Source organism: Enterococcus sp. AZ141, from assembly GCF_051714385.1.
GTDB lineage: Bacteria > Bacillota > Bacilli > Lactobacillales > Enterococcaceae > Enterococcus_D > Enterococcus_D entomosocium.
Map to the genome: position 1 here is coordinate 2,324,120 of NZ_JBIORT010000001.1, position 24,994 is coordinate 2,349,113.

Here is a 24,994-nt window from a genome sequence, read left to right on the forward strand (position 1 = left end):
AACCCCCGCCACCTCAAGAGTCTCTCTTTGAGGTGGTGGGGGTTGTTGTATGACTGATCAATGTTGGAATTGAGCATGGTACAGGCGATAGTAATAGCCTTGTTCTGCCAGTAATTCTTCATGGGTTCCTTGCTCCACGATTTGACCGGCATCCATTACAAGGATCTTGTCTGCTGCTCGAATCGTTGATAACCGATGGGCGATCACAAAGCTGGTTTTGCCTTCCATCATTTTCAAAAAGGCATCTTGGATTTTTTTCTCAGTCAGAGTATCAACCGAACTGGTTGCTTCATCCAAAATCAGCATGGGTGGGTTACTGATCATCGTGCGGGCAATCGTCAATAGCTGTCGTTGTCCGTCAGAGATCTTGATGCCTTGATGACCGATCGGTGTATCTAGTGTTTCTGGTAAGCGCATCACATATTCATACATATAGGCATGCTTTAGGGCATCATAGATTTCTTCATCTGTGGCAGTGTCATTTCCGTATTGCAAGTTTTCTCGTAAAGAGGCATCAAAGAGCCATGTATCTTGCAAGACCATTCCGAAGCTTTGCCGTAATTCTTCTCGTTTCAACTGACGAATATCGGTGCCATCGATCTTGATCGCGCCTTTATCAACATCATAGAAACGCATCAACAAATTGACCAACGTCGATTTACCGGCACCGGTTTTTCCGACGATCGCGACGGTTTCTCCAGGTTTTGCAGTAAAAGTGAAATCTTCGATCAATTTTTGACCAGGATCATAAGCAAAAGACACCTCCTCAAAGGCAATCTCGCCTTTGATCTCACCCAGTGATTGAGATTCTTGGTCATCGGCTGTTTCTGGTTCTTGATCCAACAGCTCAAAGGTTCTTGAAAGTCCAGCCAATGCCGTTTGGATCTGGGTCGTAATTCCTGACAATTCAATGAATGGTTTCGAAAACTGACTGGAGTAGATCGTAAAGCTGGAAATCATCCCAACCGTGACAGCACCTGAACCAGAAAAGTAAAGCAGACCGCCGACAAAGCCGACTGACAGATACGCCAAATGATCGACGAATCGTGAAAGGGGATTGGTCAAAGAAGAAGAAAACTGTGCCTTTTGCCCCCGGACATTCAATTCTTGGTTGATCGTTTCAAAACGGTTTTGGTTGATGGTTTCTCGATCAAAGGCTTTGACGATTTTTTGATTGCCAATCATTTCCGTAACAAAGCCAGAAATTTCGCCGACGATTTCTTGTTGGCGAGCAAAATGCGATTGTGACGTTCGTGCCACGATCCAGTTGACCAAAAAGATGATCGGGGTCGAAACCAATACGACCAACGTTAAGGGCACACTCATTTGCAGCATGACGACTAAGGCGATCAAGACGACCGAAATACCAGAAAACAGCTGGTTAAAGACTGCAGCGACGGCAATGGAAATATTATCCATGTCATTGGTAAAACGACTGACGATGTTGCCGTGGGAGTTTTGGTCATAATAGCGCAAAGGCAATGTATTGAGATGCGCAAAACCTTTTTTGCGCAAATCGGCGACAGATAAATACGCCACGCGGTTGCCCAGTCGCTGGATCAACCATTGACTGACCACAGTCACTAAAACCACTCCGGCAAACAGAAGCAAAATACGATAGAGAGTGCTAAATTGCACTTGATCAGCACCTATCAGCTGATCGACGGCTTGACCAATCTGATACGTCATATAAACCGAGGAGACGCCAGCAGCGATCCCGAGGACAACTGCTGCCCAAGTTTCCTTCGCGTAGGCAGTTAAATAAGGGAGGTAGCGACGAAAGGCCGACCAATCGAATGATTTCTTTTTCATGCTTCTTCCTCCTCTGCCTGTGATGCGACGATTTCTTGGTATTCTTTTGAAGATGCCAACAGCTCTTCATGGGTCCCTTTGCCTACCAAATTCCCTTGGTCTAAGACTAAGATCTGCTGCGCGTCTTGAATGGAGCGAACCCGTTGAGAGATAATGATGACCGTGCCACGAATGCTTTCTTTTAAAGCCATCCGCAAATCAAGATCGGTTTGATAGTCAAGGGCGCTCAGAGAATCATCCAAAATCAAGATATCTGGTTTAGCAATCAACGCTCTGGCGATCGTTAACCGTTGTTTTTGTCCCCCAGAAAAGTTCTTGCCACCTTCAAAAATCGGGGTATCCAGTTGCTGCGGCAAGGCTTCAACGAAGTCACGGCTTTGAGCGATCTCTAAGGCGCGCCAGCATTCTTCATCGGTGGCCTCTTTTTTGCCCCATTGCAAGTTTTCCCGAATCGTCCCCGTAAACAGCACGGCGGTTTGAGGCACCATAGCAATTTTTTGGCGTAATTGCTGTAAAGGCCATTTCCGCACATCGTGACCGTCAACGATCACTTTGCCATCTGCTACATCGTAGAAGCGGGGAATCAATTGGGTCAAGGCAGATTTCCCACTACCGGTTGGTCCAGTGATACCTAAAATAGACCCTGGCGCGACTTGGAAATCAATGTTTTTCAAAGCTAATCCGTATTCTTTTGAAAAGCGGAAATCAACATGTTCAAAGCGAATCGCTCCGACGTTGTTTTTCGGCTGATCCATAAAGACTTCTGAAAGTTCATCGCCGATCGATGGCTCAGTGGTTAAAACTTCGTTGATCCGTGAACCTGATGCTGCCGCACGGGTAAAGATGATCACTAAGTTGGAAACCACGATCAATGCTAAGAGCATTTGATTCATGTAATTGACCAGTGCCAGCACTTGTCCTTGCTGCAAATTGCCTATATTGACTTTGAATCCACCGATATAAAACAACGCGATAATGCCGACATTCATGATCAAGGTGGTGGCAGGCGTCAATAAAGCAGACAGATTTGTCACCCGTAAATAGACCTCACTTAAATCATCAGTTGCCTTATCAAAGCGTTTCGTTTCCGTTTTTGTGCGGGCAAAGGCACGAATCACCCGAATCCCGCTTAAATTTTGACTAACTAGCTCATTCAACTCATCTAAATGGACTTGAACTTTCTTATACAATGGCACGGTTTTGGCGATGATCCAGAATAAGACGATACAAAAGAGCGGTAAAACGAGTAGGAAAATCAAGCCAGCTTGCCAATCAATGACAAAGGCCATAATCACGGAACCGATACTTAAGAAGGGTGCCCGGACCACCAGCCGAATCAGCATCGCCAAAGCAATCTGCATCTGATTGATGTCGTTGGTCATTCGAGTAATCAACGTATCAGTACCGAATAAGTTCAGTTCGCTATGGGAAAGGGTGTTGATTTTTTTCATCAAGCGATTGCGTAATTCTGTCCCGAATCCTTGAGAAGCGACGGAAGCATAATACTGACAGATGACGGCACAGATCATCCCCACCACGGACATCACGATCATCCAGATCGTCATTTCAACGACCTTCGACCAATTGTTTTGCCGTAGGCCCTCATCGACTAAAGCGGCCATCTGCAAAGGCAGAACCAATTCAAACACCGCTTCTAAAAATTTGAAAAACGGACCAAGAATAATCTGTTTGCGATAATCCTTGGCGTAGCGTAACAAGCTTATCATAAAAAACCTCCTAAATTATTTCGGATGAGCAGGATATTCACTGGCTAAACAGGCAAAAACCAAACTATCGGTCCATTCCCCCTTGTTCCACCAGTCTTGGATAAAATGTGCTTCTTGGCGCAATCCAATCCGTTGGCAAAGCTTGGCTGAGGCCTGATTGCGGGCATCTAGCGTCGCTTGGACCCGATGGATCTTCTGACTGGCAAACAACCAGTCCAACAACTCTTTCAAGGCTTCTTGAGCAAACCCTTGTCCGCCAAATGACGGATGGAAGGCATAGCCGATTTCAACGGAAGACGGATGACCAGTAGACCACACCGACAAATCGCCGATGACCGTTTGATCGTGTAGTACCGCCAAAGAAAGACCTGCTTGGTCCGTCAAGGTGTGCTGTTGACATTTTTTGGCAAAAGACGCCGCTGCCGTTTCTGTCTGCCAAGGCTCATGAAGTAAGAAACGGCAAACTTCCGCTTGCTGATAAATAGCAAAGGTATCGGCAAAATCACTTTCTTGAAACGGACGGATCGTTAACCGTTCACTTTCCATACATACCATAGACAGCCTCCATTTCTTTAGGGACATCTTACCATAGAACGAAATAGCCGAAAACATTATCAGAAAAATACAACAACTTTCTTGTAAAAGAGTGTAAATTTCATGAAAATTCTTTCTTTTACAATTAGAACTTGCCAGTTGCTGCCTATTTACCACGCCTGCCAGCGGGCAAGAAAGGTTTTTTGCCAATCCCCCAAGGGCAAAATCACTCGCTGCATTTGAAAACGGTAGGTTTCCCCTTTATAAGTAAAGCGAATCGGGACGAGCATCCCTACAACAGGATCTTTGTGCTGTTTTTTTAGCTCAGCAAGCGGCACGATTTTGTGCTGCAGGACTTTTGTCGAGAAAAGATTCAATGCCAAAATCGTCAATTGCTGATCATCTAAGACGAGCAGGGTACGGCTGGTGATGGCATTGAAGGACTGCCATTTTGCATAACCGATCACAGCTCCTTCCGTCAAATAGGGGGCTGCCAACGCTTGGAAGGTTTTTTTATTTAAAAGAAACATGGGTAGAAAACTCCTTATAAGTAAGAATCGTTTTAGGCAGAGTGTCAACCATCATCGAACAGCGTGAAGAAGCTTAGTCAGTTGTAAATGGCTGCAGCATCCGCCGAACTTTTTCAGTATACGCCTGTTTGAGGGCTAACGGTTCGATTTCTTTGATGGTTGGCCCAAATTGCAAGAGAAAGTCAGCTAGAAAATCAAGCTCATTGTCGGCAATGTGTCCTTCTAAGCAAAGCTCACTAGGACGTTCCACCACTGCCATATCAGGATATTTTTCTTGCCACAAGCGTTCCTTTGCCGATAGATCAAAGCGGATGTGATAGCCCAGTGTTTGTGTCAACACTTGTTGCTGCAGCTGTTTTTCAGCTAACTGCTGCAAGGTATAGCCTGTTTTTTCAGTCGGAGCAAGTTCCTGCATTGCATCACAGCGATAGCGGCGAAAGGCCTGCTTTTGACAATCAAAGGCCAAACAATACCAGTAACCAGCACGAAAATCCAGCTGATAGGGTTGTACGGTCTTGTACGTTTTTTGATAACGCTGATAGGTAAATTGGATGACCTGTTCTTGTACGATTGCTGAAAAAAGCGCTGAGAGGATCGGTGCACTCGTCAATTGAGGCACCCCTTGAAACGAAACCGCCGTCTCCATTTTTTCTAACCAGTCGGTATCTCCTTGATAAAAAGACTGCAAAAGTTTTCGCCGCAGCCCTTGATAGCTCCGATCAAAAGGAGAATCGGACAGTTTTTGTAAGAGCTGTAAAGCAAAGAAAAGGGTATAACGTTCATTTTTGTCAAAGTACAAGGGGGTCAGTTGATTTTTTAAGATCTGATAGCCGCCATAACGACCGGTTTCTACCACGAGAGGCAAGCCCAGCTCTTCCAACGATTGGACATCGCGGACGGCTGTGCGTTTTGAAATCGCAAAGGTTTTCATCAAATCAGCTAGATGAAAAGTGGTTTTTCCTTGTAAATACAATAGCTCCTGAGTTAAACGTTCTGATTTTTTCATTTCTTTCTCCAATGGTGCCAAGTTTTGGCAATATTCACAGTTACACTTATGGTAACAAGAAAAGGAGGAACCAACAAATGATCGAACCAAAAATCGCTTTATTTTTAACCTTAGACGGCAAAGCCCAAGAAGCCATCCACTTTTATCAGGAAACATTAGACGCGACCCTCTTATTCGCCATCACCAACCAAGAATATCAAAAAAAACTTGATCCAACGCTGGAGATTCTTGCAGGTCAAGAACAGTATCTTTCTCATTCCATCCTACAAATCGGAGATTTCCAGTTGCAGCTAGCTGACAATCCATTGATCGAAGGGGAGCCCATTCAAGCAGGGAATCACTTATCCTTGAGTTTGACGATAGACGACACCAAAACAGCTCAAAAGCTTTATCAACGACTAGTGGAAAAGGGCAGTCAGGTGATCCAGGCACCCAGTGAAAATCCGTTTGCGTTTTTTTATGCAAGTGTTCGCGATCCATTTGGTGTAATTATTCAGCTTACTGTCGAAAAAGAAGTTGATACATCAAAAAAGGGTGAATGAAATAAATCGTTTTTTAATAAAATATCCATAGAAGTTGACTAATTATCCAGCTTTCTTTCATCATCAGAATTATTTTTAAGGAATGTTTAAAGGACTTCACAGAAAAAGAATAAAACTTCTTAAAAAAATAGGCGGATCGCAAAAATTCTGGTACAATCGGGGAGAGCAATTCAGGAGAAATGAAGGAGGCACTATGGATAGAAAGACGAGATATAAACAGCAAAGAGCCCACAAAGCGCGCAACAAACGCGTGATTATTGGAGGAATCTTTCTTTTCGCCATTGCAGGCATCGTTTTATTTGCCGGCTATACGTATTATGCAGCAAAAAATTCAGTGGATAAAATGTTTAAAGAATCCGCTGTGATAACCTCTAACAAAGAAAAAGAGGATGGATCACTCAAAACATCCGATGTAAGTTCTAAGTTCGGTGTTTTATTGATGGGTGTCGATAATGATGAGGAACGTGAACAAACAGATCATTTAGACAGTGCACGTACTGATAGTTTGATCTACATGGTTTATGATGGCGAAAATAAAAAAATCGATATGGTCAGCATCCCGCGGGATATTTGGACGAATATCTATGATGGAACTGGAACAGGTACAATCTATACCACAGCAAAAATCAATAGTGCTTATACAGTCGGAGAAGAAGATGCCACGATCGAAACCGTTCAAAATTATTTGCAATTGCCAATCGATTACTATGTAAATGTGAATTTCATAAGTTTTAAAAAAATTATTGATGCAATTGGTGGTGTAACTGTAAATGTCCCTTACGACATAAATCAAGATTATGCCGCAGATAACTCTGGGGAAACATTGATTCCGGAAGGTCGTCAGTTGTTGAATGGTGAGCAAGCTTTGATTTTTGCGCGTATTCGAAAAATGGATACCGATGTTGATCGGGGAAATCGTCAGCAAGAAGTCATTGAAGCAGCAATTCATCAGGCTTTAAAAATTAATAACGTGACGAAATATCAAGAAATTTTAGATTCTGTAAGTAATGACGTAAATACAAACTTTAAATTTGAAGATTTAGTTTCCCTTGCTGGAAATATGATTTCAGGATTTGAAATCAATAGTCATACCTTTGAATGGTATGATGGGGAGTCTTACGATGGTCAGTCCATTGTGTACATCCAAGACTACTCTTACAATGAAATCCGAAACGACATGCTTAAGGCATTAGGCAAGCAGACAGAAGAACAGAGTACCCAAAATCAAAACACAGATGCTCAGACAGGATACGACGACGGGTCTCAAGGAACAGGTTATGGCAGCGAGTACGGTACTGACAACGGAACGGGCTATGGCACGGAGTATGGATCAGATTCAAATTATTAATGAAGTATAATTATCTGAAGCAAGCCAGGAGAAATCCTGGTTTTTTTGCGTTCAAGAGGGGAGCAAATGGTAAATCTTTGTCACAAGCCACTTTCGTTTTCATCTAAGAAGTGCAGTGCTATGCTTTAGATAAGAAGCAGCCTACTGCAGCGAGGCCGACACCGAAGGAGGAACCATGATGGAAAAACAGCAAGAACAAAAAGCCCGAAGAATCGTCTTGTTGACCCATGTCTTAGGGTTGCTCATGAAAGCCATTGGGTACTTCCTTAGCGGCAGTGCAGTTTTAATGAACGAAAGTATTCATAGTATGATCGATTGCATCAATCAAGGGCTTCTAGCCATCGGTGAAAACCGAGCACAGCGAGGACGCAGTGAACTATATCAGTTCGGTGAAGGACGAGCGACCTATTTTTTTAGTACTGTGGTCGCAATGACGGTCTTTTTAGGAGGCGGCATTTTAGCTGTTGTCGAAGCCAGCCGCGATTTGTTGGACCCCACCCACGAAGTGGAGCAGATCCAGCTGGTGGCAGCAATCTTATTTGTCAGTTTGTTTATTGAAGTGACGGCTGTACAAGAGGGATGGCAAGAAGTCAAAGAACAAAACAAGCAAAACCAGCCCCTCGTCCGTTTCTTAAAAGAAAGCCGCGATTCCGATCTGCTTTTAGGCTTCACGGAAAATTTGTTTGCCTTAGGTAGTGTGACGATCGCCATCGTAGGAATCTCATTGACTGCTTTGACAGGCAATCCGGTATTTGATTCCCTCGGGGGCATTTTAGGTGGATTGTTGTTGATTGCTGCTGCTGTCTTTTTAGCCAAAGAATTTTATAGCCTTTTGATTGGCGAAGGGGCATCCGCATCGGATTTACTGGCGATCAAACAAATTTTAGCCGACCCTGCAATCATTCAAATCAAAGATTTACGAACCCTTCATCTCAGTCCAGAGGAACTTCTGATCGTTGCCGACCTTACCTTGAAGCTAGCGCCGGATGAAGAACCAAGCACGTTTATTGATACCATTGAGCAGCAAATAAAGCAGGCCTTGCCTGAACTGCGGGTCTATTGCTATATCGAGAGTGAGGAAATTACCTCTTAAAGTCGAATATACGAAGCGTTCATCGGCTGGTGATTCATCATTCAACCGAAGAATGTTTTTTTTGGGGTAGTGGTGAGTTCGTGTTGATTGAACACAAAGGATCAATGGCTTGTTCTAAATTATAAGCTTTTCTGACGACCAAGAATTAGATTGTAAGCGGAAAAATCCAGCGATTTATCTATTTTTTTAGCAGTAAACAGTTTTTTTGTTCAAAAGTTTGTGTTTTTTTGTTAAAATAAAGTGAGGACAGCAAGCGTTCTCTTTTTAAAGTTATTTTTTTGCCCGAGTTGTAACATTGTAAATCACAACAAATTTATGGTGCAGGTTATCGATAAAAGACAGAGACTCATGCCTGTTTGCCATAGTCCCATTGTCTTTGAATCTCTGGCAATTTTTAGGTGATTCATTCTGTTACGACTGTTTTTTTACTTTGCTTGTGAAGCAAAATCCTTTGCGAACATCTTCATCCATGATAGGTTAGAAGTAGGCCGAATGGTTTTTTCACAAAGTACGTACATAGAAAGATCATTTGCGACTACTAAAAAAGCTACTTCACTGCTCGCAAAATGATCGGCGCTCAACACGCATACCTTTTCCCTCAGCCAGTCAACCTGCGCTTGCTTTTCTTATTGGCTATATTCCCTTCATTCAGCGATCGCCTGAACCAATTCAAATCAAAAATGACTGTGCAAGGTATCTGTAACGATGTATCCCTTCAGAAACGTGGAAACCCTCGGCAAGAAGTTTACAATTAAAAGGAGGAATTTGATGGAAAAATTTTACCAGCAAAAGACTGAAGAGACCTTGAAACATTTTGAAAGTGACCGCAAGCAAGGCCTAAGCGGGAAAGAAGCCGACAAACGCTTAGAAAAATACGGAGAAAACACGATCCAGCAACAAGAATCCCTTTCTGTATGGGAATTGCTGTGGCATAACTTGAACAACTTGATTGTTTATCTCTTGCTAGCAGCTGCGTTACTCTCTTTTGCGATGGGGGAAACGGTTGAAGGAATTGCAGTTTTGATTGCCGTGGTGATCGCTGTGATGACAGGATTCATTACAGAGCTACGAGCGCAAAAATCAATTGATTCACTTCAAAGCATGATTTACACTACCGCAAAAGTGATTCGTGATGGAGAAGTAATGGAAATTGAGTCGGCAAAGATCGTTCCAGGCGATATTCTCGTTTTGGAAGAAGGGGATGCTATTGCGGCAGATGCTCGCTTACTTGAAACGAGCAACTTTGCCTGCATCGAATCAGCGCTGACCGGTGAGTCAGAAGCTGTTGAAAAAGATGCACGAGAAACTTATGAAGAAGATGTTCCATTAGGCGATCGTCGCAATGTCGTTTTCGCAGGAACTGCGGCAACTCGGGGAAATGCCTATGCAGTAGTGACAGAAACCGGCATGAAGACCGAGGTTGGAAAAATCAGTGACATGCTGACGGGTGACAAAAAGCGTCAAACGCCGTTAGATATCGAATTGGACAAGCTTGGAAAAGCAATCATTATTGCAGCGCTCTTTGCTGCTGTGGCAGTTTTGGTCGCAGGTATTTTGACGAATCAGCCATTTGTCGAAATGATCCATATTTCGATTATTTTAGCGGTCGCAGCCATTCCTGAAGCCATGCCAGCCGTTTCGACGATCACATTGTCTCGTGGGATGCGAACGATGGCCGAGCACAAAGCCCTTGTCAAATCGTTATCAGCCGTCGAGACTCTTGGCGCCACCAGTATCATTGCCAGTGACAAAACGGGGACGCTGACAGAAAACCAAATGACGGTCGCCGAGATCATTTTAGGTTCAGGAGAAATGTTCAAAGTGACAGGAAATGGGTATGAACCCAACGGAAAATTCTACAAGGCAGACTCGGAGGATGAAACCGAAATCGATGCAACCAATCATGATGCGCTGCAAGGGATGATCGAAAACGGTGCTTTATGTACCACCGCCACTTTACGTGAAAACGAAGGGCAATACGAGATCCTCGGTGATCCAACAGATGGGGCGTTTGTCGTTTTAGGTCAAAAGATCGGCATCGATCGGCAAAAAGAGCAGGACAGCGGGCTGAAGAAAATCGCAGAAATGCCCTTTGATTCCGACAACAAATACATGGTGACCGTGTATGAAGGAGAGCAACGGACATTGATCATCAAAGGGGCACCAGATGTCTTAATTGATTTAGCTGATGCTACAGAAAAAGAACAACTTCATGAATACAATGACACGTTAGCCAGTCATGGGCAGCGGGTGATCGCTGTCGGTTGCATCAAGGATTATCAAGGTGGAACGGACGAAGCAGAGCTGAAAGCAGCACTGCAGGAAATCAAGATCCAAGGCTTTGCGGGCATCGTCGATCCGCCGCGAACAGATGTCAAAGAAGCAGTGAAGGTTGCACAAGAAGCGGGGATCCGAGTGAAAATGATCACTGGGGACCATCCGAAGACGGCCTCCATGATCGCCAAAGAAATTGGCTTAAAAGACCATGAAAATACCATGACGGGTCGTGAGATCGATGATTTGGTAGGGCAAGAAGGCTTTAACGAAAAAATCGAAGAAGTCGCTGTCTTTGCTCGAGTTTCACCAAAAAATAAATTACAGCTTGTGGAAGCGTTGCGTGAAGAAGGTGATATCGTTTCAATGACTGGCGATGGGGTCAACGATGCGCCAGCACTCAACGGCGCCGATATCGGGATCGCCATGGGGATTCGTGGGACAGAAGTAGCCAAAGAATCTTCCGATATGATTTTGACGGATGACCGTTTTGGAACGATCGTCGATGCTATCAAAGAAGGACGCATCATTTTTGACAACATAAAAAAATATGTTTCCTTCCTGTTCTCTTGTAATATGGTTGAGATCGTGACGATCTTTTTAAGTGTCATCTTCTTGATGCCAATGCCGATCCAACCGCTGCATATCCTTTTCTTAAATCTAGTCATCGATATTGCGCCAGCAATGGCGTTAGCCTTTGAACCAGCAGAAGACGATATCATGAAACGTCAGCCACGGTCGAAAGCTGATGGCCTCGTCAACAAACGCTTCTTAGGACGCATCATTTTAAGTGGTGTTGTGATTGGTTTGGTGGCGTTTGGCTTCTTCAATTTCTTGATGTTGACGGATCACGAGTTGCTTTATGCACAAACAGCGACCTTTACCTTTATGGCAGTAGCACAATTAATGCATATTTTCAACGTTCGTAAGAGCAGCGGTTTTGGCTTAGACAAAACTCTCTTGAAAAACAAACCGTTGATGGGGGCATTGCTCCTTTCCGTAGGTTTGCAGCTTTCAGCAGTCTATGTACCGTTTATGAATGAGCTATTAGACACGATGCCAATTCAAGCCGGCACGTGGGGGATCATCTTCGCTGCTGCAGCGATCTCTACACTGATTGTGATGGGCTTGAAGAAACTCTTCCAATTAAAATAAAATAAATTCTCCAGTATTTTCTCAATACCGGAGTAACGAAGACCCGCAGCCTAATGGCGCAACTTCGCCAAAGGATTCTTGATTCGATCCTTGATGAAGTTCGCCTAGCTGCGGGTCTTTTTTGCTTACTCTTTACAAGCAAAAGAAAATGATTTATACTTGACTAGTCAACAGTTGACAAATCAATGATGAAAGGAGCGGTTTATGCAATGAATTTACGTGAGCTAAGCGGATTGCTGTATCGGATGAAAATCGTGAATCAAGAATTAACGGCGATCTTTGAAAAAGAGACTGGCTTTAGTCTGACCCGTTATCAGTTGCTGCAGTTTTTGAATGAGCAAGGACGCTGTACCCAAAATCAAGTACAGAATGAATTGAAGATCGATAGTGCAGCGGTCACTCGGCATTTGAAGATTCTCGAAGAAAAACAATTTGTAACACGGGAACGAAACAAAGACAATAACCGCGAGATTTTTGTTTCTTTGACACCGAAAGCACAAGCCGATTTGGCTAGTTGTGCTTCAAAGCATGCCAGCTCTGAGGAGTCGTTAGGCATCAATTTGACCGAAGAAGAAGAAGCACAGCTTCTAACATTACTTATGAAATTAGTTCCATGAAAGAAGGCAAACCCATGACAGAATACAGCAATAACAATTTTTCAGAGATCACCTTTGGCCGAAAATCGGTTCGTGTCTATGATGAAACCTACAAAATCCCCCATGAAGAAATGTTGACCATGATCCAAGAGTCAACGACAGCACCTTCCTCAGTCAATATGCAGCCTTGGCGCTTTGTCGTTGTGGAAAGCGATGAGCAAAAAGCAAAATTGAAACCGTTGATTCGTTTCAACGTCCGACAAAATGATACATCTTCTGCAATGGTCTTGATTTTTGGCGATATGCTTTGTCATGAACTAGGAGAAGAAATTTATAACAAAGCAGTAGCAGAAGGCAAAATGCCAGCGGAAGTACGTGACCAACAATTAGCAGCGATCATTCCTCATTACGAAAATCTTACAAAAGAACAAATGAATGATGTGGTGAAGATCGACGCTAGTTTAGCAGCGATGCAATTTATGTTAGTTGCGCGGGCGCATGGCTATGAAACCAACCCAATAGGCGGCTTTGAAGCAGATCAATTAGCAGAAGCTTTTGGCTTAGACAAAGAACGTTATGTTCCTGTCATGATCCTTTCAGTCGGAAAAGCCAAAGAATTAGGCTATGAATCCGTTCGGTTAGACGCAGAACAAATTACGACATTTCTATAAGAGGAGGGAAAACGATGGAAATCATCAATGCAACGTTTTACATCAAAGAAGAAAAGCGGGCAGATTTTTTAGCCGCTGTTACGCCATTAATAGCATCGGCAAGAACTGAGGATGGCTGCCACGGCTATCATCTCTATGAATCATTGAAAGAGGACAATCGGTTTGTCATGGTCGAAAAATGGGCGAATCAAGAAGCGATCACCGTCCACAATCAAAACCCGCTGCTGCAACAATTATTCCAACAAATGCCTGACTTTGCAGCCAAACCGAGCGAGATCGTTGTCGCTCATCAAGGAGAATAAAGATGACGATTTTATCGACGATTTTGATTGTACTGGTTGCCTTAGAATTTTTCTATATTCTCTATTTAGAAACATTTGCCACTACGTCCAAAGCAACAGCGCGGGTCTTCAACGTGACGAAAGCAGAACTTGAACGACCGATCGTTGTGACCTTGTTCAAAAACCAAGGAGTTTACAATGGGCTGATTGGTTTGGGGTTACTGTATAGTATTACCTTTGCTTCAGCACCATTGGAAATCAGTCGCTTGCTGTTGATCTACATTATCTTAGTGGCTGCATATGGCAGTGTGACTAGCGACAAGAAAATTATTTTGACCCAAGGCGGTCTAGCGATCCTTGCCTTGCTATCCACCTTTTTTTAACCAATAAAGGAAGAAGTCCCCCGATCGAAGAAAGCATTTCTATACAATAGAAGCTTTCTTCGATCGGGGGCTTTTAATGTTTGGGCAAAGAGTACTCAGAACGTGAAAAAAATGATAGGATAAGAGAAGGGACTAACGATTTTCTGGACGTAAGCTGGTTGCTGCAAATAAGGCTTTTACTAGAATGGGTGTTAAGATCGCAGCTGTGATCACCTCAGAGACTCCATTCGTTACAGCGATTCCACCGAGGGTCACGAATAAAGCCGAAGCATCGACACCATAGGTAGTGGCAACTAAGCCAGTATATAAGGTTCCCATTAACGTTAAAACCAAAACTGTATTGGTGATGGTCCCAAAGATTGCGGCAACAATCGAAGCAGCGACGACTTTTTTGGTCTTTTTGTAAATGATCGTAAACAAGAGACCAGCCACTAAGCCAACCAACACACGGGGAACCACCGAGATGATTGGGTTGGTGAAAACAGCAATGTCTAAGGGCGTTGTCGGAGAGGTAAACGCACGGATCATGGTAAAAATCCCCCAGACTAAGCCGATGAACATCCCGTCTTTTGTCCCTAAAACGATGGCAGCGACGATCACCGTGATATGGATGATCGTTAAACTAGTGATACCGATCGGAATAAATCCAAGGAAAGGCACCATCGTCTGTAAAATAATAATAGCAGTCAAAATGGCACGAATGACAAGGCGATAGGTTTTGCTTTTTGTATTCATTGTAAACACTCCTTTTTTATAATGACACTCGTGTCATTTTTTTAAGTTAGGTTGATTATACAACAAAATGACACGAGTGTCATTAATAATGTGATGAAAGGAGCCAAAAAAATGGCGAAGAAGCAGCAGAGCGAATTGACTACAGCGGAAAAGAAAAAACAACAAAAGCGTGATTTGATTCTTGAAAGTGCCAAAGTCGTCTTTAGTAAGAAAGGTTTGATTGATGCGACAATGAAGGACATTATCGAAGAGTGCGGCATTAGTCGCGGCGGCATTTATTTGTACTTTCGTTCGGTGGATGAGATTTTTTTGGCAGTGTTAGAGCAGCGTTCCAAACGAAAATTTGATGATGTACGAGAGATGATCATGGAGCATGTACCCTTTGAAACGATTTTAAACAAATATTTTTCCGACCATCGCAAGCGTCTACTCCACAGCATTTCTGACGGTATGCTGCGAGCCGTCTACGAGTATTACTATACGCATAAAACCGAAGCCTCCAGTTCACTGCAGCAAGCTCAACTCGCTGAGACGAAACGGACGATCCATGAGATTTTTCAAGTGGGCGTTCAGCAAGGTGTATTAAAAGATGAAAACTTGGCAGTGATCGCAGAAAACTATATGTTCGTGATTGAAGGATTAGGGATTTTGGCTCTGACCGGTCACATCACAGAACAGACCATTGATGACCAAATCGCCGTAATGAGACAACTACTCCCTTATCGTGAATAACACAGACAAAAAAACTCGCTCTTTTCTAGAAAACACTAGGAAGGAGCTTTTTTCGTCTGTTTATAACTTTGTGAATCAAGCATATTTTGCAGAAAATTAATGTAATAAAAGTGAAATCTACAACATTATTTATTTTTTCTTAAGAAAAAGGACTTTTTCTATGAAGTTTTCTTGAACAGTTGATACATAGGGATTCACTCGGCGTGTCGGTGGGATAGGAGTGGGGAACATGTAATAAAAAAACAGAGCTTATTTATGTAACTAAAATGTAAATCGCTTACGGATTGGGTTTGTTGCTGAACTATGGTAAAATGAAAATGGTCAAATAAATGAAAAAAAAGTTTTAAAATTGAATTTGGAGGATCAGATGAAGAAGAAAATCTTAGCAACAGTGTGTATGTGCGGCATTGTATTGTCATCATTCGGCGGACCTGTGACCGTTTTTGCTACGAATCACGATCAATTGATCGAACAAAAAAATAACGAAATTGATCAGTTGAGACAGCAACGTCAAAGCGTACAAGGGGAAATTGACGGATTGTCTGCAGAAATTGATTCGTTAAATCAAGAAGCAGCAATCATTTTAGCGCAGCAAAGTGATTTGTTGCAAGCGATCGAAGGATTGGATCAGGAAATCAGTCAGTTAGAAGAGCGCATTGCCAAACGCTCGGAAAACATTGAAAAGCAAGCCAGAGAAACACAAGTTAATGGAAAAGGCGACCATTTTCTAACAGCGGTACTAGAGGCGGACTCTGTCAGTGATCTAGTCGGTCGTTTGCATGCGATGACGACGATCATTCGAGCGAATAATGAAGTGATCGAACAGCAAAAAGCCGACCAACAAGCTGTTGAACAAAAGCGTGCGGAATCACAAGAAAAAGTGGCAGAATTGCAAGCAGCACAGAGCCATCTGGAAGCACAAAAAGGTGTTTTGGAAGCAAGCCAAGCAGAATTAAATGTCTTAGTTAGTAATTTAGCCTACGAAGAAGCAACGAAAGAAGAAGAAAAAGAACAGCTGCGTGCGGAAAAAGAAGCCTATGAAGCGGAGCAAGCGAGAATTCGTGAAGAAGCTGCCCGAGTAGCTGCTTTACAAGCCCAAGCGGAACAAGCGGCGCAACAGCAGGCAGAACAAGCTGCAGCGGAAGAAGCAGCCTTGAATGAAGCAGCTGTTCAAGTAGAGAGCACAGAACCTGACGCAGAAACAGAGAGCCCAGCGCCAGTGGAAGAGCCAGAAGCACCAGCAGAAACGCAACCAGAGGAAACGCAAGAATCTGAACCGGTTGAAACACCAGAGGTTCCAGAGGAAACACCAGTAGATACACCAGAAATTCAAGAGCCAGAAACACCAGTGACACCTGCAGCACCGGAGACGCCAGCGGACAGTGCACCTGCAGTTCCTGCACCAACGCCAGCACCGACGCCAGTTACACCAACACCGGTGCCAACGCCTGCTCCGTCACCTGCACCGATCGTGACGCCGCCAGCACCTTCTGCACCAGCATCAACAAATGGTGCTGCAATCGTGGCAGAAGCCTATAAGCATATCGGAAAACCCTATGTGTGGGGTGCCAAAGGACCGGACAGCTTTGACTGTTCTGGGTTTACTCGCTATGTCTTTTTACAAGTAACAGGGAGAGATATTGGTGGATGGACGGTGCCACAAGAAACAGCCGGTACAGTGATTTCCGTTAGCCAAGCACAACCAGGAGATCTTTTATTCTGGGGTTCATCAGGTAGCACCTATCATGTAGCCATTGCTTTAGGTGGCGGACAATACATTCATGCACCACGCCCAGGACAAAATGTTTCTGTTGGCAGCACCGCTCATTTTACACCTAGCTTTGCAGTAAGAATGTAAGAAGTAGCTAGCTGTAGTTTTAAGGAGAGACAAATGGAAGAAAGAAAACAACTTCGTTATCGTGCGAAGAAACAAAAAAGAGGGCTTCTTTACCGTAAAAGTGCGGCGGCAACCGCTGCACTTGTTAGTACGGTGAATATTTTGCCGATGAATGTTTTAGCAGATACTCTCGAGTCAGCAGAAGCCCAAAATGGTGTTCAAGTAGTTGAAACAGCAGAGTCAACCCAAGACACATCGACGCATGATTCAGTGAGCATTGTAGATGATCAAGAAGTGAACGAGGGATCACCAGCAACTCAAGATAGTACCGATCCATCAGAAGCTGAAAGTGCGGATGGAGTAGACATCCAAGAGGTACCCGAAAATGCACCAGCAGATGATGCTTCTGAACAGAATGAAGCAGAAACCGATAGTGATATTCCTGTTCTGTCAGAAGAAGAGCGGATCGCCATTGAAACGAAGGTCATGCCCAACTACAACAATCCAATGGCACGTTCCAACAATCAGCAAGCATTTATTCAGCAAGTAGGACCAATGGCACAAGAAGTTGCCGGGGCAAATGACCTCTACGCTTCGGTCATGATTGCCCAAGCGATCTTAGAATCAGGTTGGGGGCAATCCACGCTGACCACTCTTGCAAATAATATGTTTGGTATCAAGGGATCTTACAATGGACAATTTGTAGAGATGCAAACCATGGAAGATGACGGGAATGGCAATCTCTATCCGATTATTGCTAGGTTTCGTAAATACCCCTCATTAAAAGAATCTTTTCAAGACAATGCGCACGTTTTGAGAACTACCTCATTTTCGCCGGGTGTTTTCTTCTACCATGGGGCATGGAAGTCTAATACAAATTCTTATCGTGACGCGACTCAATGGCTGCAAGGACGTTATGCCACCGATACTTCTTATGCAAGTAAGCTAAACAACTTGATTGAAACGCACAATTTGACCCAGTACGATACATCAAGTGGTGGCGGTTCAAATGATAACAACAATAACAATTCTGAGCAGGCGATCAATAAGCAATTCAGAACAAATGCAGCACTCAATATCCGTTCGGATGCTTCCACTAGCGCCTCGATCGTTGGTTCATTGGCTGCCAATGCAACATTTGAAGCAGTAGCGCAAAAAACTGGTACCAGTGTGAACGGCAATACGACGTGGTATCGAATTCAAGGACGTGGCTGGGTAAGTGCTGCTCACGTGACGGAGATCTCATCGAATACGGGTGGGAATGATAACAACAATAACAACAATGCCGAACAAAGCATCAACAAAGAGTTCCGCACAACTGCTGCCTTGAACATCCGTTCAGATGCATCGACTAGCGCTTCTGTTGTTGGCTCCTTGGCAAGTAATGCGACATTTCGAGCAGTCGCTCAAAAGACGGGAACGAGTGTCAACGGAAACAATGTGTGGTATCGAATTCAAGGACGCGGCTGGGTGAGTGCTACGTACGTGACAGAAGTGAACGCTGGAAGTAATAGCTCTGAGCAAAGCATCAACAAAGAGTTTCGTACAACCGCAACATTGAATATTCGCTCTGATGCGTCTACCAGTGCCAGAATTGTTGGTTCTTTGTTAAACAACTCCTCTTTTCGCGCGGTTGCGCAAAAGACCGGAACCAGTGTGAATGGCAACAACGTCTGGTATCGAATTGAAGGGCGTGGCTGGGTAAGTGCAGCGTATGTTCAAGAAACGAACACTTCCTCATCAAACAGCACCACCTATACCGTACGTTCGGGAGACACTCTATGGGGCATTTCGCAACGCTACAGTGTGACTGTGAATCAGTTGATGCAGTGGAATAATCTTTCTGGCTCATTGATTCTTGTAGGACAGCGTCTTGTAGTCCGTAGATAAAATGAAAAAACATCTGGAACCATTTTTGCGGCTATTTGCCAAAATGGTTCCAGATGTTTTGTTTATTCTTCTTTGAAGCTGTTCATGATCGCTGTTAGCTCGTCTTTTGAAGAGTCGTATAAGCTTTCTAACGTCCAACCATACAACTGAACATAATTATTGTCGGTTTCAAGTACATAATAAATATAGTGGATATTTAGCCCTTCAACTGTCGCTGGGAAATCAACGAAATAGGCCTTCGTGTCAGGAATTGGTAAAAAGGTGGCGGTCGTATCGAAGCTTGTTGCCAAATTTTCTTGAACCAATCCGAGATAAGTTTCTAAATCGGCAAAATCTTGTTTCGATTCAACGACTGCAGCTAAGTATTTCGTTTCTAACGCATCTGACAACATGAAATCATTGTCAGGATTCAATGAAGTGAAATCGGGTACCTCTTGCCAATTACTAGGCAAATCGATGGTATAGTTTGTTCCACTCACGCCTGTGATGGTTTGTTCCGAACTCGGTAAAGCCGCTTCGCTGGAAGAGCCCGTCGATTCTTGCGCGACTTCTGTTGACGAAGTCATAGATAAGCTTGTAGCGCTTGCATTTTCCGTGCTTTCTGAAGCTGGTTTCTCCTCTTTTGGCGTACAGCCAGCAAAAAGAAGTGTGAACCCCAATAAACTAAAAACAACACTTTTTCTCATTATTCTCACGTTCCCCTTTGTTTTCTATTTTCAAATAACCAACATTATTTAGTTAATCGTATAATAGGAAAGGAAATAACGCAATAAAATATTCTCAGTTACTGCATGAAAAGAAAAAAATAAAGGATTGTTAAATAATAAATTTAAAAAAATGAAGCCGAAATAACTGACTGTTACCGCTTATTTTCACTTTTTTCTTAGATTGATGCAAAAGTTGATTATAAATACGGGGCGACTTTTGCTATGCTTTAGAAAAGAAAGGAAGCATTAAAAGAATAGTGAAGTTAAAAATTGTGTCGGTTATATCTATAAAATAATAGTGTGTTTTTTATTTATCTAATTGTTTTGAATAATTGTCAGAATTTTGTTGCGAAATACTATGGCTTCTTTCGATACAAAAAGTAGGGCGACATCAGCGACAGCCGGATAGAGAAAGATAGCTCAAAGCGGCGAGGAATAGAAGAAACATAAGATCTACGTTTAAAAATAATGGAACTAGGGGGAAGGAAATTGTTTTATCAATCAGTAAATGAGTATCTAGTAAAAATGAGAGAAGGATTATCTGCTGAAACCATTAAAGGTGAAATGCCATCAGTCTATGCGTACTGGTTAGCACAGGAAGCAGAATTGAAAAAAATATTGAAAAACAAAGACATGGCTTTTTGGATGGATATCCAAAGAGTTCTCTTGATCGATGCAAAATTAGTATTACTTCGCAGTTATATCAATGACTACGATTTTCACGGATTTTCCGAAGATGAGATCATTGCAAATGTGGAACAAGATCATTTTACCTTTAACAAAGAACTGTGTGGCTATAGTTTGAAAGAACAAGTGCACCCATCAATTATTTTTGGTGATCAATAAGCAACGAAAAAAGAACGTTCAAACAGGGAATAAGCTACTGCACTGATTCAAAATAAGACTGATTGATTTGTGGTATGATTGTGATGACAAGTACGATTGCACAGATCATTGTGACAGTTTGAAAAGGAGCGGATAGGTATGGTTCAATTTGAACGGATCATTTTATTATTTTTCTTGTACTCATTTATCGGTTGGCTTTGGGAAACCATTTATTGCTCACTAAAAGCCAAGCACTTTGTTTATCGGGGCTTCCTTGTTGGTCCCATCACACCCATCTACGGCTTTGGGATTCTTGGCGTTGTCTATTTATTGCGGCCATTGCATGAGCAAGTGATTCCACTGTTCTTTGCGGCAGCGTTGTTGGTTACCGTGCTTGAATATGTGACAAGTTATTTACTTGAGCGTTTTTTTCATGCCTCATGGTGGGATTATAAAGAAGTCCCATTAAATATCAATGGACGGGTGGCATTGCCGATTTCTTTTTTTTGGGGCGTGTGCTGTGTGCTCATTGTTCGATTTGTTCATCCGCAAATGCTGGAGATTGTTCAAACATTGAGTGCTCGCGTAGGATTCTTATTGCCAGTTTTCTTATTAATGGTTCTCTCTTTTGATATGGGCTATACCCTAGCTAACTTGGTTGCCTTTCAGAAAGCGGTGCAACAGGTCAATCAAGCCTTTGAACAGCACAAAAAAGAATTGGCTGAAAATATTGAGCAATATAAAAACGATTGGCAAGGGCGCTTCGCAGCGTTTCCAGAAGAATGGCGCATATTAAAACAGAATCTACCGAGATTGACTTTCCATCAAAGAAGACTCTTAAAAAACTTTCAAAAGTTAGAAATCAATCAGATAAAAAGCAGTCAGGAATTGTCTCGATTTATTGAAGCGATCCGTAAGAAAAAATAGGTTTGTTACGGTAAGATTACAAAAAATAAACCCTTATCAATGCTGATTCTTCCCACTTCTGACTGATTTCAGTTGAAAAAGACGATTAAAACACCCACTATTACGATAATTTGTAACAAATTGTAAAGGTCCTGCAATAAAATTCTTCTTAAGAATTTGTATAATAGGATATGTTGGAAAACATAGTGAGAAGTGAGGGAATTTTTTGAAGGCAAAGAAACTACGAACAATCGTTGTCGCTGTCTTTGCGGCAGGAATCGTTTCTCCAATCTTTGCGCAGGCTGAGTCACTTGAATCATTGCAAGAGCAAGAAAGTGCCGTCATGCAGCAAAGTCAGGAAATCAGTACGGAAGTACAGATTGCATTGACTGATGTGAATGCGAAATACAGTGAGGTAGAAGAGCTAAAAGCTCAAATCGCTGAAAATGAAGAATCATTAGCAACAACCAAAGCAGAAATCAAAACTGCACAAGAAACAATTGAAAAGCGTGAAGCAGTCGTTGCGGAACGTATGAAAGACATCCAAGTCAATGGCGGGGCTACCAGAGACTGGACGGTACTGTTAGAATCATCAAACATCCAAGATTTTATCAATCGTGCCTATGCGATGACGATGTTACAAAACTTGGAAAAAGAAAAGATCGATTCATTAACAGCTGAAAAAGAAAAGCTAGAAGCTTTAGAAGAAAAAGCACAGTCAACACAGCAATCATTGAAAGAAAATCAAACCGCATTAGAATCAGAAGCCAAAACACTGGATTCAAAAATTGCGAATCTACAAGCCCAATTGAAAGAAAACGAATCAACTTTGGCACAAATCGCTTCAAGCAAAGAAGCTGAAACAGCTCGCTTAGCTGCTGAAAAAGCAGCAGAAGAACGAGCAGCCAAAGAAGCGGCAGAACAAGCAGCGAAAGAAAAAGCAGAAAAAGAAGCAGCCCAAGCTGCCGAACGTTCAAGCGCTTCTGAATCACAATCGTCTGCTTCATCGAGCAGCAATACGACTGAAAGCAGCACCTCATCATCGAGCAGCTCTTCAAGCAGTAACAATAGCTCAAATAGCAGCTCAAGCAATACCAACAACAACAATAACAATAGCAACAACAGCAATACAAGCAGTGGTCGGACATTGATGATGGAATCAACTGCCTACTCTTATAAAGAAGCTGGCTCCAGTTTCTTTACAGCAAGCGGTACAGACTTACGTAAAAATCCAATGGCAGTTGCCGTGGATCCAAGCGTGATTCCGTTAGGCACCTTAGTCAATGTTGAAGGCTATGGCGTAGCACTAGCGCTTGATACTGGTGGCGCGATCAAAGGAAATATCATTGATGTTCACTTTGATAACGTAGCACAATGTATCCAATGGGGACGTCGTCAAGTAAAAGTAACGATTCTCGATTAATCAATCAACTAGCAAGAAGCAGCTCACAGAATGAAGTGGCTGCTTCTTTTTTTTGCTTTTAATAGAATAAGGCATAAGTAGAGAGCGTATCGCTGTGTCAGTGCCGACCCGAATGGATACGCTCTATTTTGATTTAAATTGCCCATAAGTCCTTACAATCGTTCTCTCAGTTATTTATTTTGTGGTGATCTAATCATACTAGAGAACGATATGTTTTTTAATACCTAAAATGAAAATGGGGCTGAAGAATCAGTTATGATTCCTCAGTCCCATAAATTAAAGAGCCAAGATTTTCATTTATCAAGGATTGAAGTTGGCATTCAGTTTTTCTTCTAAAGCTTCCCAGTCGTGCTCATCGGGAAAAGTTTTGAATAGCAAATAATCAATGTCTTGGGCATATTCGGTAATGTATTCCGTATAGTTGGTGACGATCAAGTCAATTTGATTTTTTTCCAAATAGCCTGCCGACAATTCATTGGAGTCTGGAAAATAAAATGTCCGAGAGCTGCGCAAATAACGAACAGATTTGCATTTTAATAATTGGCATAAATAAAAGGGGCCTTCAAACAAAAAAGCGATATTCTTCTTTGCTTGCCAGTACAAAGATTTAATAGAGGTAACGTACATCGTAAGACTCGTTCCTAAGTGTTCCAGTGTGATACTGTCCCAAATTTCTCTGGCTAATGGTTGCGTCAACAGATAGTTTTTAAATAGATGGTAATCATCCATATACGCCTCTTCGACAAAATGAACGGTATCCGAAATCATATGGTTTAATAAGGGGGATAATAATTGCTTTATTTTTGCTACCGTAAAAAAGGATTCTACTAAGAGCCGATCACGAGCGCTATCTTGAGTATCTGGCAAACAATCCTTGACAAAGGCTGCAGCAAGCTGCTTAATTTCAGGCCAATGATTATACTCTTTACAAAAGGTTTGTTCGATCGCCAAGTTGCTGATCGAACGACGGGTTTTCACCAATAAGAACAAATAAAGGACTTCCTCATAGGGAAGTTCTTTTTGGTATTGTTCACTCATTGCCTCGTTGATTTCAGAAAATAGCCGAAAATCATTATATTGCTCAAATATTTTTTTTATTTGCTTAGGCAACTCAATACCTTGACCCGCACAATGGCGCTCAAAGGTGATATACAAGTAATAATTGAATTCACCAAACGAACAAGCATGCTGGTCAAGTTGATAACATCTAGAAAAAGCGCTAGCAGTGATATTTTGGATGGCGATCGGCGGAAAAATCGTATGGGCAGTAATTTCCGATTCGTAATAGAAATCATGGAAAAACTTGCGAATATTGATCTCCTCACCAATAAAGCAAATAGGATTGGTTTGGATCTCCAAACGATAGAAAGAAAAAATCGGTTGCACTTTCCGCAAATAGCGAAGAACAGTGCTTTCTGATATATGGTATTTCTCAGCCCATTCAGATGAGCTATAAAGATCATTGTGGAAAATACTTTCGATGATATGGAAGAGAATCTCATTGGCAATCAGCGCACGTTTTTTCGTTAAATAAACAGCGGAATGTTTGATCGAAAAAATATACCCCTTGTGAGAAGAGTCGATCGATAAACAATCGCCAAAGTACTCTTTTAGATCCGTCACATCCGTAACGATCGTTCGCGTGGTACTTCCTGAAATTTTTGCCAAACCTTGAGTCGAACATTGATAATTTTTCTCGAATGCCCTCAAAATTTTCAGCCATCGAATCGTTGCAGTATTAGTAATAAAATTTATTTGAAAATTTCTCAAGACGTGGCTCCTTTCATGAACAAAATCGCAAATCTTACTTATTCATCTTAAAGAAGATAGGGAAGAAAAAACAAATCACGTATTTCATCGATTGGTGAAATCTATACCTGAGTCTATGCGAGATTTTTTGCATTTTCTATAAATCAACTGACGATCGGCATATATATAGGTAGAAACACGTTTTTTCCAGCATGTCGAAGAAGATTGATGGAAATTG

22 protein-coding genes are annotated in these 24,994 nt (G+C 42.4%); 14 read left to right on the forward strand and 8 right to left on the reverse strand.

Going from position 1 to position 24,994, the window contains the following annotated elements; translation table 11 throughout:
* Window positions 1–57: 57 nt before the first annotated feature.
* The 5 genes from IGI89_RS10780 to IGI89_RS10800 form a co-directional block, all read right to left on the reverse strand.
* A complete protein-coding gene (locus tag IGI89_RS10780; RefSeq protein ID WP_061054371.1) occupies window positions 58–1,812 on the reverse strand; it encodes an ABC transporter ATP-binding protein in 1,755 nt (584 codons plus the stop codon).
* The gene (locus tag IGI89_RS10785) at window positions 1,809–3,539 is read right to left on the reverse strand and encodes an ABC transporter ATP-binding protein (protein WP_194188374.1); all 1,731 of its coding nucleotides are present in this window, start codon (window positions 3,537–3,539) and stop codon (window positions 1,809–1,811) included. The genes IGI89_RS10780 and IGI89_RS10785 overlap by 4 nt, the downstream gene beginning before the upstream one ends.
* A gap of 15 nt (window positions 3,540–3,554) precedes the next feature.
* Entirely contained in the window at window positions 3,555–4,094 is a 540-nt protein-coding gene (locus IGI89_RS10790; RefSeq protein WP_429969755.1) for a GNAT family N-acetyltransferase, read from the reverse strand.
* 149 nt (window positions 4,095–4,243) lie between these two features.
* Window positions 4,244–4,603, reverse strand: a complete 360-nt coding sequence (locus IGI89_RS10795) for a hypothetical protein (protein WP_016621521.1) — start codon at window positions 4,601–4,603, stop codon at window positions 4,244–4,246.
* Between the two features lie 73 nt (window positions 4,604–4,676).
* Window positions 4,677–5,609 (reverse strand): helix-turn-helix transcriptional regulator, encoded by a 933-nt coding sequence (locus tag IGI89_RS10800; protein ID WP_429969756.1) that lies wholly within the window; start codon window positions 5,607–5,609, stop codon window positions 4,677–4,679.
* A 77-nt stretch (window positions 5,610–5,686) separates the two neighbouring features.
* On the opposite strand from IGI89_RS10800, the gene IGI89_RS10805 reads away from it, so the two are divergent.
* The 8 genes from IGI89_RS10805 (at window position 5,687) to IGI89_RS10840 (ending at window position 13,952) form a co-directional block, all read left to right on the forward strand.
* Window positions 5,687–6,151 (forward strand): VOC family protein, encoded by a 465-nt coding sequence (locus tag IGI89_RS10805; RefSeq protein WP_244732108.1) that lies wholly within the window; start codon window positions 5,687–5,689, stop codon window positions 6,149–6,151.
* Window positions 6,152–6,344: 193 nt separating this feature from the next.
* The gene (locus tag IGI89_RS10810; protein WP_034868433.1) at window positions 6,345–7,499 is read left to right on the forward strand and encodes an LCP family protein; all 1,155 of its coding nucleotides are present in this window, start codon (window positions 6,345–6,347) and stop codon (window positions 7,497–7,499) included.
* 175 nt (window positions 7,500–7,674) lie between these two features.
* Window positions 7,675–8,592 carry a cation diffusion facilitator family transporter gene (locus IGI89_RS10815; protein WP_400451144.1) on the forward strand — a complete coding sequence of 306 codons (918 nt, stop codon included), beginning with the start codon at window positions 7,675–7,677 and terminating at the stop codon, window positions 8,590–8,592.
* Window positions 8,593–9,360: 768 nt separating this feature from the next.
* Window positions 9,361–12,021, forward strand: a complete 2,661-nt coding sequence (locus tag IGI89_RS10820) for a cation-translocating P-type ATPase (RefSeq protein WP_429969757.1) — start codon at window positions 9,361–9,363, stop codon at window positions 12,019–12,021.
* Window positions 12,022–12,230: 209 nt separating this feature from the next.
* On the forward strand, window positions 12,231–12,638 hold the full coding sequence (locus IGI89_RS10825; RefSeq protein WP_008378808.1) for a MarR family winged helix-turn-helix transcriptional regulator: 408 nt from the start codon (window positions 12,231–12,233) through the stop codon (window positions 12,636–12,638).
* Between the two features lie 14 nt (window positions 12,639–12,652).
* Entirely contained in the window at window positions 12,653–13,288 is a 636-nt protein-coding gene (locus IGI89_RS10830; RefSeq protein WP_008378805.1) for a nitroreductase family protein, read from the forward strand.
* Window positions 13,289–13,302: 14 nt separating this feature from the next.
* The gene (locus IGI89_RS10835) at window positions 13,303–13,590 is read left to right on the forward strand and encodes a putative quinol monooxygenase (protein WP_400451140.1); all 288 of its coding nucleotides are present in this window, start codon (window positions 13,303–13,305) and stop codon (window positions 13,588–13,590) included.
* A 2-nt stretch (window positions 13,591–13,592) separates the two neighbouring features.
* On the forward strand, window positions 13,593–13,952 hold the full coding sequence (locus IGI89_RS10840) for a DUF1304 domain-containing protein (protein ID WP_016613516.1): 360 nt from the start codon (window positions 13,593–13,595) through the stop codon (window positions 13,950–13,952).
* Window positions 13,953–14,084: 132 nt separating this feature from the next.
* Here the strand turns inward: IGI89_RS10840 and IGI89_RS10845 are convergent, their stop codons facing one another.
* Window positions 14,085–14,687, reverse strand: coding sequence for an ECF transporter S component (locus IGI89_RS10845; protein WP_309419495.1), 603 nt, complete (start codon window positions 14,685–14,687; stop codon window positions 14,085–14,087).
* Between the two features lie 111 nt (window positions 14,688–14,798).
* Between IGI89_RS10845 and IGI89_RS10850 the strand changes: the two genes are divergently transcribed.
* From IGI89_RS10850 to IGI89_RS10860, 3 genes are all read left to right on the forward strand, one after another.
* Complete coding sequence (locus tag IGI89_RS10850) at window positions 14,799–15,419, forward strand: TetR/AcrR family transcriptional regulator (protein WP_429969758.1); 621 nt, start codon at window positions 14,799–14,801, stop codon at window positions 15,417–15,419.
* 367 nt (window positions 15,420–15,786) lie between these two features.
* On the forward strand, window positions 15,787–17,277 hold the full coding sequence (locus IGI89_RS10855) for an NlpC/P60 family protein (RefSeq protein WP_438735647.1): 1,491 nt from the start codon (window positions 15,787–15,789) through the stop codon (window positions 17,275–17,277).
* Between the two features lie 33 nt (window positions 17,278–17,310).
* A complete protein-coding gene (locus IGI89_RS10860; protein ID WP_429969760.1) occupies window positions 17,311–19,146 on the forward strand; it encodes a glucosaminidase domain-containing protein in 1,836 nt (611 codons plus the stop codon).
* Between the two features lie 62 nt (window positions 19,147–19,208).
* On the opposite strand, the gene IGI89_RS10865 is transcribed toward IGI89_RS10860, so the two are convergent.
* A complete protein-coding gene (locus IGI89_RS10865) occupies window positions 19,209–19,832 on the reverse strand; it encodes a hypothetical protein (protein WP_005234960.1) in 624 nt (207 codons plus the stop codon).
* A gap of 489 nt (window positions 19,833–20,321) precedes the next feature.
* Here IGI89_RS10865 and IGI89_RS10870 point away from each other — a divergent pair, with 489 nt between their 5' ends.
* The 3 genes from IGI89_RS10870 (at window position 20,322) to IGI89_RS10880 (ending at window position 23,007) form a co-directional block, all read left to right on the forward strand.
* The gene (locus IGI89_RS10870) at window positions 20,322–20,699 is read left to right on the forward strand and encodes a DUF7006 family protein (protein WP_005234961.1); all 378 of its coding nucleotides are present in this window, start codon (window positions 20,322–20,324) and stop codon (window positions 20,697–20,699) included.
* Window positions 20,700–20,837: 138 nt separating this feature from the next.
* Complete coding sequence (locus IGI89_RS10875; protein ID WP_438735648.1) at window positions 20,838–21,605, forward strand: putative ABC transporter permease; 768 nt, start codon at window positions 20,838–20,840, stop codon at window positions 21,603–21,605.
* Between the two features lie 205 nt (window positions 21,606–21,810).
* The gene (locus tag IGI89_RS10880) at window positions 21,811–23,007 is read left to right on the forward strand and encodes a 3D domain-containing protein (RefSeq protein ID WP_194199525.1); all 1,197 of its coding nucleotides are present in this window, start codon (window positions 21,811–21,813) and stop codon (window positions 23,005–23,007) included.
* A gap of 300 nt (window positions 23,008–23,307) precedes the next feature.
* Here IGI89_RS10880 and IGI89_RS10885 read toward each other — a convergent pair whose 3' ends face one another.
* Entirely contained in the window at window positions 23,308–24,777 is a 1,470-nt protein-coding gene (locus IGI89_RS10885; protein WP_016621502.1) for a helix-turn-helix domain-containing protein, read from the reverse strand.
* Window positions 24,778–24,994: the final 217 nt, after the last annotated feature.

Excerpts from the sequence above, each read along its gene's own strand:
- IGI89_RS10780 (WP_061054371.1), bottom strand. The coding sequence starts at position 1,812 with ATGAAAAAGAAATCATTCGATTGGTCGGCCTTTCGTCGCTACCTCCCT.
- IGI89_RS10785 (WP_194188374.1), bottom strand. The coding sequence starts at position 3,539 with ATGATAAGCTTGTTACGCTACGCCAAGGATTATCGCAAACAGATTATT.
- IGI89_RS10790 (WP_429969755.1), bottom strand. The coding sequence starts at position 4,094 with ATGGTATGTATGGAAAGTGAACGGTTAACGATCCGTCCGTTTCAAGAA.
- IGI89_RS10795 (WP_016621521.1), bottom strand. The coding sequence starts at position 4,603 with ATGTTTCTTTTAAATAAAAAAACCTTCCAAGCGTTGGCAGCCCCCTAT.
- IGI89_RS10800 (WP_429969756.1), bottom strand. The coding sequence starts at position 5,609 with ATGAAAAAATCAGAACGTTTAACTCAGGAGCTATTGTATTTACAAGGA.
- IGI89_RS10805 (WP_244732108.1), top strand. The coding sequence starts at position 5,687 with ATGATCGAACCAAAAATCGCTTTATTTTTAACCTTAGACGGCAAAGCC.
- IGI89_RS10810 (WP_034868433.1), top strand. The coding sequence starts at position 6,345 with ATGGATAGAAAGACGAGATATAAACAGCAAAGAGCCCACAAAGCGCGC.
- IGI89_RS10815 (WP_400451144.1), top strand. The coding sequence starts at position 7,675 with ATGATGGAAAAACAGCAAGAACAAAAAGCCCGAAGAATCGTCTTGTTG.
- IGI89_RS10820 (WP_429969757.1), top strand. The coding sequence starts at position 9,361 with ATGGAAAAATTTTACCAGCAAAAGACTGAAGAGACCTTGAAACATTTT.
- IGI89_RS10825 (WP_008378808.1), top strand. The coding sequence starts at position 12,231 with ATGAATTTACGTGAGCTAAGCGGATTGCTGTATCGGATGAAAATCGTG.
- IGI89_RS10830 (WP_008378805.1), top strand. The coding sequence starts at position 12,653 with ATGACAGAATACAGCAATAACAATTTTTCAGAGATCACCTTTGGCCGA.
- IGI89_RS10835 (WP_400451140.1), top strand. The coding sequence starts at position 13,303 with ATGGAAATCATCAATGCAACGTTTTACATCAAAGAAGAAAAGCGGGCA.
- IGI89_RS10840 (WP_016613516.1), top strand. The coding sequence starts at position 13,593 with ATGACGATTTTATCGACGATTTTGATTGTACTGGTTGCCTTAGAATTT.
- IGI89_RS10845 (WP_309419495.1), bottom strand. The coding sequence starts at position 14,687 with ATGAATACAAAAAGCAAAACCTATCGCCTTGTCATTCGTGCCATTTTG.
- IGI89_RS10850 (WP_429969758.1), top strand. The coding sequence starts at position 14,799 with ATGGCGAAGAAGCAGCAGAGCGAATTGACTACAGCGGAAAAGAAAAAA.
- IGI89_RS10855 (WP_438735647.1), top strand. The coding sequence starts at position 15,787 with ATGAAGAAGAAAATCTTAGCAACAGTGTGTATGTGCGGCATTGTATTG.
- IGI89_RS10860 (WP_429969760.1), top strand. The coding sequence starts at position 17,311 with ATGGAAGAAAGAAAACAACTTCGTTATCGTGCGAAGAAACAAAAAAGA.
- IGI89_RS10865 (WP_005234960.1), bottom strand. The coding sequence starts at position 19,832 with ATGAGAAAAAGTGTTGTTTTTAGTTTATTGGGGTTCACACTTCTTTTT.
- IGI89_RS10870 (WP_005234961.1), top strand. The coding sequence starts at position 20,322 with ATGGAACTAGGGGGAAGGAAATTGTTTTATCAATCAGTAAATGAGTAT.
- IGI89_RS10875 (WP_438735648.1), top strand. The coding sequence starts at position 20,838 with ATGGTTCAATTTGAACGGATCATTTTATTATTTTTCTTGTACTCATTT.